The 16587-nt window shown below is 60.3% G+C and carries 14 protein-coding genes; 7 read left to right on the top strand and 7 right to left on the bottom strand.

All coding sequences use genetic code 11. From position 1 onward, the window contains the following. Position 1: 1 nt before the first annotated feature. The 4 genes from LC094_RS12535 to LC094_RS12520 all read right to left on the bottom strand — a co-directional run bounded on the left by LC094_RS12535 (position 2) and on the right by LC094_RS12520 (position 3017). On the bottom strand, positions 2 to 535 hold the full coding sequence (locus LC094_RS12535) for a NuoB/complex I 20 kDa subunit family protein (protein ID WP_167602075.1): 534 nt from the start codon (positions 533 to 535) through the stop codon (positions 2 to 4). Then, positions 526 to 891, bottom strand: a complete 366-nt coding sequence (locus LC094_RS12530) for an NADH-quinone oxidoreductase subunit A (RefSeq protein WP_226553136.1) — start codon at positions 889 to 891, stop codon at positions 526 to 528. Before LC094_RS12530 ends, LC094_RS12535 begins: the two co-directional genes overlap by 10 nt. 270 nt (positions 892 to 1161) lie before the next feature. Next, complete coding sequence (locus tag LC094_RS12525; RefSeq protein ID WP_226553135.1) at positions 1162 to 2355, bottom strand: DegT/DnrJ/EryC1/StrS family aminotransferase; 1194 nt, start codon at positions 2353 to 2355, stop codon at positions 1162 to 1164. After that, positions 2352 to 3017: an HAD-IA family hydrolase gene (locus LC094_RS12520; RefSeq protein WP_226553134.1), complete on the bottom strand. Its 666-nt coding sequence runs from the start codon at positions 3015 to 3017 to the stop codon at positions 2352 to 2354. The genes LC094_RS12525 and LC094_RS12520 overlap by 4 nt, the downstream gene beginning before the upstream one ends. Positions 3018 to 3189: 172 nt before the next feature. Here LC094_RS12520 and glmU point away from each other — a divergent pair, with 172 nt between their 5' ends. Beyond that, positions 3190 to 4542 carry a bifunctional UDP-N-acetylglucosamine diphosphorylase/glucosamine-1-phosphate N-acetyltransferase GlmU gene (glmU, locus tag LC094_RS12515; RefSeq protein WP_226553133.1) on the top strand — a complete coding sequence of 451 codons (1353 nt, stop codon included), beginning with the start codon at positions 3190 to 3192 and terminating at the stop codon, positions 4540 to 4542. Position 4543: 1 nt separating this feature from the next. Beyond that, the gene (glmS, locus tag LC094_RS12510) at positions 4544 to 6367 is read left to right on the top strand and encodes a glutamine--fructose-6-phosphate transaminase (isomerizing) (RefSeq protein ID WP_226553132.1); all 1824 of its coding nucleotides are present in this window, start codon (positions 4544 to 4546) and stop codon (positions 6365 to 6367) included. A 67-nt stretch (positions 6368 to 6434) separates the two neighbouring features. Here the strand turns inward: glmS and LC094_RS21575 are convergent, their stop codons facing one another. After that, a complete protein-coding gene (locus LC094_RS21575; RefSeq protein ID WP_264186478.1) occupies positions 6435 to 7232 on the bottom strand; it encodes a hypothetical protein in 798 nt (265 codons plus the stop codon). A gap of 63 nt (positions 7233 to 7295) precedes the next feature. Between LC094_RS21575 and LC094_RS12500 the strand changes: the two genes are divergently transcribed. Both LC094_RS12500 and moaA read left to right on the top strand, forming a co-directional pair. Then, positions 7296 to 7946, top strand: coding sequence for a DNA alkylation repair protein (locus LC094_RS12500; RefSeq protein ID WP_226553131.1), 651 nt, complete (start codon positions 7296 to 7298; stop codon positions 7944 to 7946). A gap of 41 nt (positions 7947 to 7987) precedes the next feature. After that, a complete protein-coding gene (moaA, locus tag LC094_RS12495; protein WP_226553130.1) occupies positions 7988 to 9001 on the top strand; it encodes a GTP 3',8-cyclase MoaA in 1014 nt (337 codons plus the stop codon). Between the two features lie 185 nt (positions 9002 to 9186). Here the strand turns inward: moaA and LC094_RS12490 are convergent, their stop codons facing one another. Together LC094_RS12490 and LC094_RS12485 are read right to left on the bottom strand one after the other, a co-directional pair. Then, positions 9187 to 10350, bottom strand: coding sequence for a M20 aminoacylase family protein (locus LC094_RS12490; RefSeq protein ID WP_226553129.1), 1164 nt, complete (start codon positions 10348 to 10350; stop codon positions 9187 to 9189). A 45-nt stretch (positions 10351 to 10395) separates the two neighbouring features. Beyond that, positions 10396 to 12276 carry an ABC transporter ATP-binding protein gene (locus LC094_RS12485; protein WP_226553128.1) on the bottom strand — a complete coding sequence of 627 codons (1881 nt, stop codon included), beginning with the start codon at positions 12274 to 12276 and terminating at the stop codon, positions 10396 to 10398. Between the two features lie 458 nt (positions 12277 to 12734). Between LC094_RS12485 and LC094_RS12480 the strand changes: the two genes are divergently transcribed. The 3 genes from LC094_RS12480 to LC094_RS12470 all read left to right on the top strand — a co-directional run bounded on the left by LC094_RS12480 (position 12735) and on the right by LC094_RS12470 (position 16449). Further along, positions 12735 to 14450 carry a peptide ABC transporter substrate-binding protein gene (locus LC094_RS12480; protein WP_226553127.1) on the top strand — a complete coding sequence of 572 codons (1716 nt, stop codon included), beginning with the start codon at positions 12735 to 12737 and terminating at the stop codon, positions 14448 to 14450. Between the two features lie 64 nt (positions 14451 to 14514). Next, positions 14515 to 15522 (top strand): ABC transporter permease, encoded by a 1008-nt coding sequence (locus tag LC094_RS12475; RefSeq protein WP_226553126.1) that lies wholly within the window; start codon positions 14515 to 14517, stop codon positions 15520 to 15522. A 12-nt stretch (positions 15523 to 15534) separates the two neighbouring features. Further along, on the top strand, positions 15535 to 16449 hold the full coding sequence (locus tag LC094_RS12470; protein WP_226553125.1) for an ABC transporter permease: 915 nt from the start codon (positions 15535 to 15537) through the stop codon (positions 16447 to 16449). The last annotated feature ends 138 nt before the right edge of the window (positions 16450 to 16587 follow it).

Here is a 16587-nt window from a genome sequence, read left to right as displayed (position 1 = left end):
CTTAGCGGGCAATCGTGCCGGTGCGGCGGATTTTGCGTTGCAGTTGCAGGATGCCATACATCAGCGCCTCTGCGGTCGGCGGGCAGCCGGGGACATAGACGTCCACGGGCACGATGCGGTCACAGCCGCGCACCACCGAATAGCTGTAGTGATAATAGCCGCCACCGTTGGCGCAGGACCCCATGGAGATCACGTAGCGCGGCTCCGGCATCTGGTCGTAAACCTTGCGCAGCGCCGGGGCCATTTTGTTCGTGAGCGTGCCCGCGACGATCATCAGGTCGGACTGACGCGGAGACGCGCGCGGGGCGGTGCCGTACCGCTCAAGGTCATAGCGCGGCATGGAGGTGTGCATCATCTCGACGGCGCAGCAGGCGAGACCAAAGGTCATCCAGTGCAAAGAGCCGGTGCGCGCCCAGTTGATGATGTCTTCCGTGGACGTCAGCAAAAAGCCCTTGTCCTGCAGTTCCTTGTTGAGAACCTGCGTGGAATGTTCCTTGTCCACACCTGCGGTGTTGGCTCCGGTCGTCACGCCCATTCCAGCGCCCCTTTCTTCCATTCATAGGCAAAGCCCACGGTCAGCACAGCGAGGAACACCATCATCGACCAAAAGCCCACGATCCCGATGTCCTTGAACGCCACGGCCCAAGGGAAGAGGAAAGCGATTTCGAGATCGAAAATGATGAACAGGATCGACACGAGGTAGAACCGCACGTCGAATTTCATCCGCGCGTCGTCGAATGCGTTGAACCCGCACTCATAGGCCGACACTTTTTCAGGGTCGGGATTGCGAACGGCGAGGATGAGAGCTGCGAAGATGAACACAAGACCCAGCGCGATGGCAAGGCCGAGGAAAATGACGATGGGGAGATATTCCCGAAGCAAGTCTTCCACGAGCGGCTCCTTGATAGGCGCGCTTCTTCGCGGGACGGGTGTCAGGCGATCACAGGCGCGCTGCTTTGCTAGCTTGTCGTGGTTTAGCCCTCTGCGACACTATGGTCAACCAACGCCAGCGTGAGAAAGCCCCATGTTTCAAGGGGGCTGCGAAGTTTTTTCACCCGTGACGCCTGTTTTCTCAGCCGCAGCGCGGCAAATATTTCCATGCCGCGATTCGAAAGCCTATTCCGACAAAAAAACTAGGAGAATGGCGACTTCCCGACGGGATCAGTGCGCCAAACGCGTCACCTCATCGCGAATGATCCGCGCCAACATCGCGCAATCTTCAAGGCTAAAGGTCAGCGGCAAGCGCATATCCATGATCGCGCGCAAAACCCGGTCGCTGTCGGGCAGACTCTGCGGCTCGGCATAGCGCCAGCTCTCGTAACGCGAGGTAAAGGCCGTGGGCTCCTTTGCCCCGAACCATTTCAGCTCGACCCCGCGTTTGAGACAGGCCGCGACCAGCGCTTCGATCTTGGCATCCGGCCAATCCATCAGCAGGAACTGAAACGAAGAGCCGACGTAATGTTCCTGCTGCGGTCGGTCGACGAGCGTGACACCGGGCGTGTCCCGCAGCCCCTCCTCGACCACACGATAGCGCGCGTTCCAATTTTCGACCTGTGTGTCGAGACTCCGCAGCTGTACCCGCAGGATCGCGGCCCGCAAATGGTCCATCCGACCGGAGACATTCGGCGTGGTATATTTGACCTTTTCGAACACATCTGGGGCCGGACCGGCGAGGTGCTTGCCATATAACATGTACGATCCCGACAACATGATCGCCCGCGCCGCGATCTCTTCATCATCGGTGATCAGAAAGCCGCCCTCGCCCGAATTGATATGTTTGTAGGTCTGCGTCGAGTAGCAGCCGATGACGCCATGCCGCCCGGACGGCACCCCGTCCCAATGCGCGCCCATGGTATGCGCGCAATCCTCAATGACCGCCACGCCCGCGCCGTTACAGATATACATCAGCGCATCCATATCGACGATATGACCGCGCATATGCGACAGCATCAGAACCTTGGCGCCCGTCTCCGCGATCTTCACCTGAAGATCATCGAGATCAATCACCAGCCCTTCGGTCACGCCGACGAACACCGGCTTGGCACCGACACTCGCAATCGCGCCGGGCACGGGCGCGAGCGTGAAGGCGTTGGTCAGAACCGGCGCACCGGGCTGAACCTCCAGCGCCCGCAGGGCGCAGCCCAGAGCATAGCCCCCCGAGGCCACCGCCAAGCAATATTTCGCGCCCGTGTAGGCGGCGAATTCCTGTTCAAGCAGGGCCACCTCCCCCGCCTCATTCGGCGCGGTGTTATAGCGGTGCAACCGCCCGGAGCGCATCACCGCAACAGCGGCCTCGATGGCCTCTTCCGGGATCGGTTCCTGTTGGGTGAAATTGCCTTTAAAGACCTCGCTCATCCGATCAGCTCCCGTGTCAGACGACCCAAGTCATTGTAATGCGTCAGCAACGCCTCCGGCTCCAACCGTTTCACCCCATCGCCATCGGGTCCGAAAGTCACCAAGACACAGGGCACGCCCGCCGCCTTCGCGGTGGACCGATCCGTTTCGGTATCGCCCACGAGGAAAGACTGCGAAACCACCCCGCCAGCCTCTTCAACCGCCGCCAGATAAGGTTTCGGATCGGGCTTTGAGACACCCACGGTCTTCGCGCCAATCATCGATCCGAACAGATCGCGCACCCCCAGCCGCGTGAGCAGCCGGTCCGCCAGATCCTCGGGCTTGTTGGTGCAGACGCCCACCGCATAGCCGCCGCTGCGCAGCGCCTCAATGGCCTCCACTGCGCCCTCGTAGAGCCGCGTGTGGGTGTCGATGTCTTCGGCGTAGGCCTCCAGCAACACCGGATATTGCGCCATCACATCGTCGTCGGAGAACCCCGGTTTCACACGAGAAAACCCAAGCGTCAGCATCGCCCGCCCGCCGCGAAAGGCCGTATGCGCATCGGCTTGCGCGTCCAACACATCGCCGTAGCCCAAGCCCCGAAAACAGGCATTGGCCGCCGCGATCAAATCGGCGGAGGTGTCCGCAAGCGTGCCATCGAGATCGAAAATCACTGTGCGCATGTACTGGTCCTTTTTCGACAACGACGGGTCTGTTTTGGGCAAACTCCCGCTGAACGATGTAATCTGACGTCAGAATAAGTGAAGCCCCCCGGCCCTGTCGGACCTTGCGGTGCTGCGTGTCATGGGTAAAACGGCAAACAGATAAAGAAAAGAGCAGATCGGGACGAACACCATGGCAACAGCCCTCATTCTTTTGGCCGCCGGCCAAGGCACACGGATGAATTCCGACCTGCCCAAGGTCCTGCACCCGATCGGCAACGCGCCGATGTTTGCCCATGCGCTGGCCTCGGGCGCGGCCTTGGAACCTGAGCGCACGGTTCTGGTCGTGGGTCACGGTGGCGATCAGGTGGCGGCAGAGGCCGCGAAGATCGACAAAGAGATCGTCATCGCCCGTCAGGAAGAGCAACTCGGCACGGCACATGCGGTGTTGCAGGCGAAAGCGGCACTTGAGGGCTTCGAAGGCGACGCCATCGTGCTTTATGGCGACACGCCATTCATTTCCGAAGACACAATCCTGCGCATGGCAGAGGCGCGCAAGTCCGCCGACGTGGTCGTGCTTGGCTTTGAGGCCAAAGACCCGGCGCGGTATGGACGTCTGGTGATGGAGGGTGACAAGCTCACCCGCATCGTGGAATTCAAGGACGCGACCGAGACCGAGCGCGCGATCACCTTTTGCAACTCAGGCCTAGTGGCCGCCGACGCTGCCGTGCTCTTCGATTTGCTTGAACAGGTCGGAAATGACAATGCGGCGGGGGAATATTACCTGCCGGACATCGTTGAAATTGCTTGGAAAACCGGCAAGACGGCGACCGCTGTTGCCTGTGACGAATCTGAGACGCTTGGCGTCAACACCCGTGCGGAGCTGGCCCGTGCCGAGGGCATTTTTCAAACGGCCAAACGCGCAGAAGCGCTTGAGAACGGCGTCACCCTCATGGCCCCCGAGACCGTGTTCTTCTCGCTCGACACCTATATCGGCCGCGACACGGTGGTGGAGCCCAACGTGATCTTTGGCCCCGGTGTGACCGTGGAGTCCCTGACCCGCATCCGTGCGTTCAGCCACTTCGAGGGCTGCCATGTGTCGATGGGATCGACCGTCGGTCCCTTTGCCCGCCTGCGCCCCGGTGCAGAGCTGGCGAACAACGCGCATATCGGCAATTTCGTCGAGGTGAAAAACGCCCAGATCGGCGAAGGCACCAAGGTGAACCACCTGAGTTACATCGGCGATGCCGACATCGGCGACGGCACGAATGTGGGCGCGGGCACGATCACCTGTAACTACGACGGCGTCTTCAAACATCGCACCATCGTGGGCCGCAATGCTTTCATCGGGTCGAACACCATGCTGGTCGCGCCGGTGACGGTGGGGGACGAAGCCATGACCGCCAGCGGTTCTGTGATCACCTCCGACATCGAGCCGGGGGCTTTGGCGATTGCGCGGGCGAAACAGGTGAACAAACCGATGCTCGCGGTGCGAATGTTCGAAAAGTTAAAGTCTTTGAAGGCTAAAAAGCAAAAAGGGCAGTAAAATGTGCGGTATTGTAGGGGTTTTGGGAAATCACGAAGCGGCGCCGATCCTCGTTGAGGCGCTCAAACGGCTGGAATATCGCGGCTATGACAGCGCCGGGATCGCCACTGTGTCGAACGGCAAGCTGGACCGGCGTCGTGCGGTCGGCAAGTTGGTGAACCTGTCCGATTTGTTGGTGCATGAGCCGCTCGCGGGCAAATCCGGCATCGGTCACACCCGCTGGGCCACGCACGGCGCCCCCTCCGTGGTCAACGCCCACCCGCACAAGGCCGGTCCTGTGGCCGTGGTCCACAACGGCATCATCGAAAATTTCCGCGAGCTGCGCGAAGAGCTTGGCCAAAAGGGCTATGACTTTGTGACCCAGACGGACACGGAAACTGTCGTGCTTTTGTGCCAAAGCTTCATGGATGCGGGCAAGGCCCCGGTGGAGGCCGCCATGGCGACCATCGATACGCTCGAAGGCGCCTTTGCGCTCTGTTTCCTGTTCGACGGCGAGGAGGACCTTTTGGTCGCCGCGCGCAAGGGCTCGCCACTGGCCATCGGGCACGGCAAGGGCGAGATGTTCGTGGGCTCCGACGCCATCGCGCTTGCCCCCATGACCGATCAGGTCACCTATCTCGACGAAGGTGACCGCGCGGTGATCACCCGCGACAGCCTCGAGATTTTCGACGAGACCGGCGCGCAGGTGCAACGCGCCCGCCGCACCATCGCCTTGAACGCCGCCCGCATTGAAAAAGCCGGGCACAAACATTTCATGGCGAAAGAAATCGCCGAACAGCCGACGGTGATTTCCGAGGCTTTGGCCTATTATCTCAACGCCGATGACACCGGCATCGTGTTGCCCGATCCAGGGATAGATTTCACCGCCTTTGACCGGATCATCATGGTCGCCTGCGGCACGGCCTATTACGCCTGTTACACGGCGAAATACTGGCTCGAACAGGTGGCGCGCATTCCGGTCGAAATCGACGTGGCCTCCGAGTTCCGCTACCGCGAACCGCCGGTCGCCCCCCGAACGCTGGCGATTTTCGTGAGCCAATCGGGCGAGACTGCCGACACTTTGGCAGCGCTGCGATACATGTCCGGCAAGGCCGACAAGATCGTCTCCGTCGTCAACGTCGCAGAAAGCTCCATCGCGCGCGAAAGCGACATCGCCCTGCCGATCCTGGCAGGTGTCGAGGTCGGCGTGGCCTCGACCAAGGCCTTCTCCTGCCAGCTGACGGTGCTCGCCCTTTTGGCTTTGGAGGCCGCGCATCAACGCGGTCAGATTGACGATGCGACACTGGCTCAGCGCCTCGCTGAGCTGCGCACGCTGCCGGGGCTTTTAACCCGCGCGCTCGATCTCGACGAACATCTCAACGCTGTCTCCAACGAGCTGTCCGAAGCCACCGATGTGCTTTTCCTGGGCCGTGGCCCGATGTATCCACTGGCTCTTGAGGGTGCATTAAAGCTAAAGGAAATCAGCTACATCCACGCCGAAGGTTACGCATCCGGCGAGTTGAAACACGGCCCCATCGCTCTGATCGACAGCCACACGCCCGTGATCGTCTTCGCGCCGCATGACGCGCTGTTCGACAAGACCGTGTCGAATATGCAAGAGGTCATGGCACGCGGCGGCAAGGTGCTTTTGGTGTCGGACAAAAAGGGCCTCGACGTGGCCTCCGACGGGGTTTGGCAAGCGGTTCAAATGCCCGAGGTGCCGGATTTCTTCGCGCCCCTGCTCTACGCTATCCCCGCGCAGCTCATCGCCTATCACACGGCGGTCGCAAAAGGCACGGATGTGGACCAGCCGCGCAATCTGGCGAAATCGGTGACGGTCGAATAACGCTTAAAAAGAAACCGCCCCAAATGCGGGGCGGCTTCGACGTGGATTTCTGGCCCGGGGAAAAGCCTCAGACCCCGAGTTTGGATTTCGCGTAATCCAGCATCTCCGGCGTCACATCATCCGCAGTGATCGGCGCATTGCCGGTGGCATTCTGAGCCGCCACAATCGCGTCGACCAGCGCCTCATCTGAAATCGCGCCTTCTGCATCAGCCACATCTTGCGCCGCCGCATCGAGAACGGCTTTGTCCGCCAAAGCCTGTTCATAATCCGCCTGCGCCTGCTCTACGGCGGCCAGTTGATCGAGATAATCCTGATAGCCGGGCTCGCCTTCCGCAACAGGATTTGCAGCAAGATCGGCACTCATTTGTTCAATCTCAGAGCCCCAGCTCGCCGGATCGGACGACAGACCAAGCGCTGCCGCGGCGGCCGCGAGATCGGCATAGCTGTCCCCATAGGCCGAATTGGCCGCATTCAGAGCATCCTCGGCGTTCTCATACTCGGCCACGGCGCTGAGATACTCCTTGATCGGCGCCATTTTCGGGTCCGAGGAATTCAGGATGCCATTCGGGTTGCGTCCCAATGAATTCAGAGACTTGAGTGCGGAGGCCAACGGTTTGCCACCCGGGTTCCCCGCATTCCCGGCATTCCCATGGCTGCCGCCCGTCGACTGTCCCCGGTTGCCGGAATTGCCAGAATTGCCGCGCTCTCCCGAATTTCCATGCCCTCCGGAGTTCCCGGAATTGCCGCCATTCGCATTCTCACTGCGCGCCTCTGCGGTATTCAGGCCCGCGAAATCGGCCGTCACAATCGGCATCGCATAGGCAAAAGCGGAGGCGGTCAACAACAGTTTGATAAGGTTTTTCATTGTCCCTTTGGCTCTCTTGTGGTTTTGGCTGATCAAGCGATACCTCATCAAAAGGGCAAAAAGATGTCGATCACTCCCGAAACGGTCCTGGAAACCCTGCGGCGCTCCGCCGACCCGGAAAAGGCGTCTGCGCTCAGTGACCGCGCTGGCCGTTCGGAGGCTCTGGGGGTTCCGCCTCAAGTGCTGGAGAATTTTGCGCGCGAATGGCGTCAGGAGGTTGGGTTTCCCGATCGTCTCGATCTGGCACGCGCGCTTTGGGCCGAGCCGGTGTTCGAAGCCAGCCTCATGGCCGCGAAACTCCTGACACAGGCCCGCATTTCTGACGACACCGCCGTGTGGGACCAGATTTGCACCTGGATTTCCGAGGCCGAAACCTGGGCCGAATTGGATGTGCTTGCGGGCGCCGGTGCGCGTCGCATTGCTGTCGATCTGTCGCGCATGGCTGTGGTGCATGATCTCGCCAAATCCGAACGCGCGCTGGACCGTCGTGCGGCTTTGGGCCTGTCCCTGCCCTTGGCGAAACTCGCACATCCGACCGAGGATGAGGTGAGCGCCATCGACGATGTGCTCTACTGGCTGACCTATGCGTTGCAAGACCCGGACAAGGACGTCTCGCGGATGGCCGACAGCTGGCTCAAGAGCCTCGGCAAACATGATCGCAAACGCGCCAGCATGGTGCGACGCGTGGTCCAATCGCGCACAAATGACCGCTGAATCGCTTGGCAGTCCGACCCTGACGCCCTAAATTACTGGTCATGTCCAACGCACCCCGCCTCATCGACCCTTTCGCCCGTCCGATCACCTACCTGCGTGTGTCGGTGACGGATCGCTGCGATTTCCGCTGTGTCTATTGCATGGCGGAGAACATGACGTTCCTGCCGAAAAAGGAATTGCTGACGCTCGAAGAGTTGGACCGTATGTGTTCGACCTTCATCGGGCTCGGCGTCGAGAAACTGCGGATCACCGGCGGCGAACCCTTGGTGCGGCGCGGGATTATGACCTTCTTCGACGCCATGTCGCGCCATCTCGACAGCGGCGCTTTGCGCGAACTGACGCTGACGACAAACGGCTCGCAATTGGAGCGCTTTGCCAGCGACCTCTATGCGACGGGCGTGCGCCGGATCAACGTCTCGCTCGATACGCTGGATGCGGCAAAATTCCAACGCGTGACCCGGTGGGGTCGCCTCGATCAGGTGCTGCGTGGCATCGAGGCCGCGCGCAACGCAGGGCTTCGGGTCAAGATCAACACGGTCGCGCTCAAGGGGTTCAACGAAGACGAATTGTTCACGCTGATCGACTGGTGCGCACGCGAGGATATGGATCAAACCTTTATCGAGGTCATGCCGATGGGCGACATCGGCAACGAGGACCGCGTCGGGCAATATTGGTCGCTTAAGGATATGCGCAGCACCCTGGCGGAGCGCTTTACCCTCACCGACCTGCCCGAGAGCACGGGCGGCCCCGCGCGCTATGTCCGTCTTGAAGAAACCGGGCAAAAGATCGGCTTTATCACGCCGCTCTCACATGAATTCTGCGAAAGCTGCAACCGCGTGCGGATGACCTGTACGGGCGAGCTGTTCATGTGTTTGGGGCAAGAAGACAACGCCTCGCTCCGCGACGTCCTGCGCGCGTCTCCCGACGACAATGCGCCTCTGATCCATGCCATCGAAGCGGCCATTCTGCGCAAACCCAAAGGCCATGATTTCGACTATTCGCGGCAAAAGCCGGACGGTCAGGTGTCTCGACACATGAGCCACACTGGGGGGTGAGGCGCGCCCGGACAACAGTCCAGTGGACTGTTGTCAGAGCCGAACGCCCGAATACGCCTGTTCGGGCCGGATAGAAGGGGCTCTGCCCCCTCGCCTGCGGCTCACCCCCGGGATACTTAAAGGACAAAAGAAAAGCGCCCCCAACCGGGAGCGCCCTCTCTTCATTGCAGTCCAAATACTCAGGCTCACGCCGCCGGCAGACGGCTTTCCACCATTTCGGCGTACCACGAACAGCCCGCAGGCAGCGCCTCGTCGTTGAACATGTATTTCGGGTGGTGCACCGGCGCGCCGGGGCCGTTGCCGACGATGATATAGGCGCCGGGACGTTCCTCGAGCATATAGGCGAAATCTTCACCGCCCATGACGAGCGGGTATTCTTCGCATCCGCCCGCCACCTTCGTGGCCGCCTCGATGGCGTATTCGGTTTCCTGATCGTGGTTCACCATGACCGGGTAGCCGAGGTGATAATCCACAACGATTTCCGCGCCATAGGTGGCGCCGACGCCCGCGCAAATTTCTTTCAGGCGCTCTTCGGCCTGTTTGCGCACCTCGGCATCCAGCGTCCGCACCGTGCCCTTCAACAGAACCTGCGCGGGCAACACGTTATGCGCCTTGGACGAAGATTCTACCGTACAGACCGAGACCACCACCTGTTTCGTCGGGTCCACATTGCGCGAGGCGATGGTCTGAAGCGCCAGGATCAAATGCGCCGCCGTCACGGTGCTGTCGACCGTTTCATGCGGCTTCGCGGCGTGGCCGCCCTTGCCTTTCACGTAGATCTCGAACTCGTCGGCGGCGGCAAAGAACGGACCCGGACGGATCGCGAAGGTTCCCGTCGGCAGGTTCGGCCAATTGTGCATGCCGTAGACCTCGTCGATGCCAAAGCGCTCCATCAGCCCCTCTTCGCACATCACACGACCGCCGCCGCCGCCCTCTTCGGCGGGTTGGAAAATCACCACGGCGGTGCCGTCGAAATTGCGGGTCTCGCAGAGGTATTTCGCGGCACCCAAGAGCATCGCGGTGTGACCATCATGGCCGCAGGCATGCATCACACCCGGATTTTTCGAGGCAAATTCCGAACCGGTTTCCTCCAGGATCGGCAGCGCATCCATATCGGCGCGAAGCCCGATGGTGCGGCCTTTGCTATCCGATTTGCCCTTGATCACGCCCACGACGCCGGTCTTGGCCATGCCTTCGACCACCTCGTCACAGCCAAACTCGCGCAGCAGGTCGGCGACCTTTTTCGAGGTGCGCGGCAGCTCGAACATCAGTTCGGGGTTTTCGTGAATGTCGCGTCGCCATGCGGTGATTTCCGGCAACAATTCGGCAAGGCGGTTCTTGATGGGCATTTCAGTCTCTTTTCTGGTCAAGTCCGAACGCAGGCAAAGCTGCGTTCAATATGCAAAGCCTTCGATGGGCTCCAAAACGAAGTGGTCTTTCGCCACCTCGCGGTAGGTGGATTTGGCGGGCGTGTGATCCGCCGGGAAGATCGGGGACGGGATCGGTTTGAACGAGAGATTCGAACTGATCTTTTTGTTGCGCGGATCGGCGATCGGCACAGCGGACATCAGCGATTTGGTGTAGTCGTGCTGCGGATTCTCGAAGACGGCCTGACGCGGACCGATCTCGACGATCCGGCCCAGATACATCACAGCCGTGTGGTGGCTGACACGTTCGACCACGGCCATGTCGTGGCTGATAAAGAGCATCGCGATGCCAAGCTCTGCCTGAAGCTCCATCAAGAGGTTCACCACCTGCGCCTGCACCGACACATCGAGGGCGGAAACCGCCTCGTCCGCGATCACAAGTTTCGGGTTGATCGAGAGCGCCCGCGCAATGGCGATCCGTTGACGTTGGCCGCCCGAAAGCTCATGCGGGTAGCGTTTCATGAAGGAGCGCGGCAGTTCGACCCGGTCGAAGAGATTGGCGACGCGGTCGGTGATCTCTGAGCCATGGGCCAAACCATAGTTGCGCAGCGGTTCGGCGACCTGATCCACGAGGCGCACCTGCGGGTTCAAGGACGCGAAAGGGTCCTGAAAGATCATCTGCATGTCTTGACGCAAGCGACGCAAATCGCCCGGGCTTTGGTCGAGCACCTCTTTGCCCTCCAACAGCACGGAGCCAGATTGCGGTTCGACCAGTCGCAACACGGAGCGCCCGCAGGTCGATTTGCCACATCCACTTTCGCCCACGAGAGACAGGGTTTCGCCGGGTTTGATCGCGAAAGACACATCCTCGACGGCATGCACATTGGCAACCGTCTTGCGCAGCAGCCCCGCCTTGACCGGGAAGCGCGTGACGAGGTTCTTGACCTCCAACACCGGCTTCGCGTCTTCGGGCGCATAGGGCACAGGTTTGATTTCACCCTGCGGCACACCGATCAGGCGCATCGGTTCGGGCGCGGGCTTGCCGGTCATCTCGCCAAGTTTCGGCACGGCGGCCAAAAGCGCCTTGGTGTATTCCTCTTTCGGTGCCTCGAAAATCTCTTCGACTGTGCCCTCTTCGACGATATCGCCGCGGAACATCACCAAAACGCGGTCGGCCATTTGCGCCACCACCGCCATGTCGTGGGTGATGAACAAAACGGCCGTGCCATGTTCGCGTTTCAGCCGGTCGATGAGCGCCAGAATTTCGGCCTGAATCGTCACATCGAGCGCCGTGGTGGGTTCGTCGCAGATCAAGAGTTTCGGCTCGCAGGCCATCGCCATGGCGATCATCACACGTTGCCGCATGCCGCCGGACAGCTCGTGCGGGTACTGGCTCAAACGGCGCTCCGGCTCAGGGATTCGCACATCTTTCATCAGCTCAATGGCGCGCGCACGGGCCTGATCCTTGGTCATGCCCTTGTGCAGCCGCAGACCCTCGCAAAGCTGGCGTTCGATGGTGAACACCGGGTTCAGCGAGGTCATCGGCTCCTGAAAGATCATGCCGATTTCATTGCCTCTGAGCGCCCGCATCTTTTCCGGGTTCATCGCCGTCAGGTCGATGATCTGGTCCTCTTTGCGCAGCTTGATGTCGCCCTCGGCGATCTTGCCGCCGCCGAATTCGATGAGCCGCATGATCGCCAGAGAGGACACGGATTTGCCCGACCCCGATTCTCCGACCACGCAGAGCGTCTCCCCCGGCGCGATGGTGAAGGACACATCCTTGACGCCGACAACCGTTCCGCCCCGGGTCGGAAATTCGACCCTGAGATGCGAAACGTCGATCAGGGCACGGGTTTCGGGCGTGTCTCTCGGCGTTTCTGGCGGCGTATCGGGAGTGGTATCGAGCATGGATCGCCTTTCGGGTCTTGGTGGATTGAGATCGGTCCTCGCGCGGCTCAAAGCGACAAGAGCCGGTCTCATGGAGCTGTCATGAGGACCTTTCCCTCGACGCTATGCCTGCCGCGCTGGCACTGTCAAATCGGTTTGTCTGAAATACGAGCATTCGCTGAAACCGCATGCAAGGATAACGTAACGATATGGGCGGTCTGCCGATTTTCTCAGAGAAACCGCCTTGCTTCGCCTAAGTTTTTATCATTCGATAAATTTATAGCCGCGCAACCCGGCGAGTCGTCTTGCCCTCAGCAAGACCACCCGCACAGGTTGCGTCAGGTTCGATAAAGAGGAATGAGTTACAACACGTCCGGCGGGAAATCTTAAAATGTGCGGTTCACGCACTGGTCCAAGCTCTGAAACAATGAAGTTCAGGCAGAGGCCCGATGCCGGTTCAACAAGGAGAGGTTGTTATAATGAAACTCAAGACTGCCCTGATGGGCACAGTTCTGGGCACAGTTGCCACATTGTCGATGGCGCCCGCCGCTTTCGCGGAACGCGGCGCCGACGGCCATGTGAACATCATCTATTATCAGGCCCCGTCGACGATGAACCCCTATCTGTCGGGCGGCACCAAAGAGCTTGAATCCGCGTCTCTCGTGCTGGAACCGCTCGCGCGCTACGACGAAACCGGCGCGATTGTGCCGTTTCTGGCCGAATCCGTGCCCACCGTTGAAAACGGTGGCGTGAGCGAAGATCTGACCACGATCACGTGGAAACTCAAAGAAGGCCTCAAGTGGTCCGACGGCTCCGATCTGACGTCCGAAGATGTGAAATTCACCTGGGAATATTGTACCTCCGAGGGCGGCGGCTGTTCCCAGTCCGAGAAATACAATGACGTTGTCTCCGTCGAGACCCCGGATGCCTTGACGGTTATTGTCACCTTCGGCGTGCCGAAACCCTTCCCCTACGGTCCCTTCGTGGGCGCGCAGGCCCCGATCGTGCAAAAAGCCCAATTCGCAAATTGCACCGGCGAAGCCATGGCCTCCTGTACCGATCAGAACTTTGCCCCCATCGGCACCGGCCCGTTTGTCGTGGATGAGTTCAAGACCAACGACGTGGTCTCCCTCTCCGCCAACCCGAACTACCGCGATCCGGCCAAACCGGCCTTTGCCACCGCCACGTTGAAAGGCGGCGGTGATGCGCAATCTGCGGCCCGTTCTGTGCTTGAGACCGGCGAATTCGATTACGCCTGGAACACCCAGGTGGCGCCTGACCTGCTCGAAGCCATGCTCGCCAAGGGCCAAGGCCAGCTTGTCAGCGCCTATGGCACGCTCGTCGAGCGGATCATGGTCAACCTGACCGACCCGAACCCCGCTTTGGGCGACGAACGCGCCACCGCCGCGCATCCGCACCCCTTCCTCTCCGACATCGCGGTGCGCAAAGCGCTTTCCATGGCCATCGACCGCGCACTTTTGACCGAGATTGGCTATGGCGATGCGGGTCGTCCGACCTGTAACGTGTTGCCGGCACCGGAAATTTACAAATCCACCGCCAACGACGCCTGTCTGACGCAGGACATCGAAGGCGCGAAAGCCGTGCTCGAAGAGGCCGGTTGGGTCGACAGCGATGGCGATGGCATCCGCGAAAAAGACGGCGTGAAGCTGTCTTTGTTGTTCCAATCCTCGACCAACGCGATCCGTCAGGATTTCCAGGCCATCATCAAACAGTGGTGGGAAGAAATCGGTGTTGAAACCGAGTTGCGCAACATCGACGCCTCGGTGTTCTTTGGCGGTGACGCGGGGTCGCCCGACACGTTCCAAAAGTTCTACGCGGACGTGGAAATGTACGCCAACAACTTCGACGGCACCGACCCCGAAGCCTATATGGCCAACTGGGAATGCGTTCAGGCGCCACGCCCGGAAACCCAATGGCAGGGCAACAACATGCCGCGTTTCTGCGCCGAAGAGTATGACGCGCTTGTGGCCGAAATGGCCGAAACCGGTGACATCAACGAGCGTGCGGAATTGGCGAAATCCATGAACGACATGCTGATGCAGGAATATGTCATCATCCCGCTCGTCGACCGTGGCCGCCTGTCGGCACACGCCAATTCGCTGGGCGGTGTCATCCTGAACACCTGGGATTCCGAGCTCTGGAATGCGGCCGATTGGTATCGCATTACAGAGTGATCTCTTGTGGGGCGTCCCGAAAGGGGCGCCCGCTTCAATGACATAAGACCGCAAGGCAGCCTTCATGCTTCATTTCACGATCCGTCGTCTGGTTCTCGCCGTGCCGACGCTGTTGTTCATCTCATTGGTGATCTTTTTGCTGCTCGATCTGGCCCCGGGCGATCCGATGGCCTCGATCCCGCTCACCGTGCCGCCCGAGGTGAAAGAGAAAATGCGCGAGGCTCTGGGCCTTGGCGAACCCGTGCACATCCGGTTTCTGAACTGGCTTTACCAGTTCTTCGTCGTCGAACCTCAGGTTGCCTTTGACCATATCTTCGGCACCAATTTTGCCGAGGGAAAGCAACGGATTATCTCTTTCCAATCCCGTTCCCCGGTGATGTCCGTCGTCGCCGAACGCATGCCGCAGACGCTCTGGGTCGTGGGTCTGTCCTACATTTTCGCGACGCTGATCGCCGTCCCCATCGGCATCATCTCCGCCTATCGTCAGTATAGCTGGTTCGACCAGCTCGGCACGTTCATTTCCATGGTCGGCTTCTCGATCCCAACGTTCTTCTCCGGCGTGCTGTTGATTGTCGTCTTCTCCGTGACCTTGGGCTGGTTCCCGTCGATCTACGACACCACGCATAGGATCACCGATTGGCCGTCGTTCTGGTTCCAGGTGCGTCAGATGGCGATGCCGGTGTTTGTTTTGACGCTCTATAACGCGGCCCAAGTCAGCCGCTTCATGCGCGCCTCCATGCTCGACAATCTCAATCAGGATTACGTCCGCACCGCGCGGGCCAAGGGCCTGTCCGAGCGTGTCGTCGTCCTCATGCATGTGCTGCGCAACTCGATGATCCCGGTGGTGACCGTCATCGCGCTTGGCGTGCCGAACATCTTTGGCGGCGCCATCATCACCGAGCAGGTGTTCCAGGTGAACGGTCTCGGCCAGATGCTGATCACCGCGATCTACGCCTCCGACGCGCCGATGGTGCAGACGCTGACCTTTATCTTCGCGGTGCTCATCGTGCTTTTCAACCTCATTGCGGACATCATCTACGGCATGCTCGATCCGCGCATTCGCTACGATTAAGGGAGGCAGAGAATGACCGATACAACGACCCTCCCCCTCCACGAGGAAAAGCCCCGCAACCAATGGTGGGACGTCTGGGACCAGTTCAAGACCCACAAAGGCGCCATGGCCGGGCTGGTTTTCTTTGTCTTCATCGTGCTGGCCGTCTATCTCGGCCCGTTCATTTGGACCATCGACCCGACCCATATCGACATCCGCGCCCGCAATCAGGGGCCCTCGCTGGCGCATCCCTTCGGCGCCGACCAGCTGGGCCGCGACATCCTTGCCCGGATGCTGCAAGGCGGTCAGGTCTCGATCTCCGTCGGCCTCACCGCCATGTTCCTATCCTTGGTTTTGGGCACCTTCGTGGGCGTCCTCGCGGGCTATTGGAAGAAACTCGACGGCGTCTTGATGCGTCTCACCGATCTGTTTCTGGCCCTGCCGCTTTTACCGCTCTTGCTGGTGATCATCATGCTGTTCCGCGATCCTTTGCGGTCGGTCTTTGGCCTTGAGAGCGGGATTTTCATCCTGATCGTTTTCGTCATCGGCATCACCAGCTGGATGCAGACCGCCCGCATCGTGCGCGGGGATGTTCTGGCTCTGAAAGAGCGCGAATATGTGCTGGCCGCCCGCTCCATCGGCACGCCCTCGGACCGGATCGTCACGCGGCATATCCTGCCGAACATCATGTCGCCGATCATGGTCTCGGCCACTTTGGGCATCGCCAATGCGATCATCACGGAGTCCGCGCTCTCGTTTCTGGGCCTCGGCTTTCCGCCGGATTACCCGACCTGGGGGCGCCTGCTCTACGATTCGAAGGATTTCATTCAGCAGTACCCCGAACGCGTGATCTGGCCCGGTCTGGCGATCTCCTTGACCGTTTTGGCCGTGAACTACATCGGCGACGGGCTGCGCGATGCGCTCGATCCCCGTATTCGCGGGCGGTGAGCCGGAACAGCCAAATAAAAACAAAAAGCGCGCCGCTCCCCCGGCGCGTTTTTCTTTAATTCCGTGGCGCGGCACAGGCTCCGAACGCGCGTTTCGCGCAGATGTGTGGATCGGAACATTTTCCCAAACCCACGGGCA

Source organism: Celeribacter naphthalenivorans (assembly GCF_020524585.1).
GTDB lineage: Bacteria > Pseudomonadota > Alphaproteobacteria > Rhodobacterales > Rhodobacteraceae > Celeribacter > Celeribacter naphthalenivorans.
The sequence above is the reverse complement of the archived record's forward strand: the minus strand, read 5'-3'. Positions and strand labels throughout refer to the sequence as shown.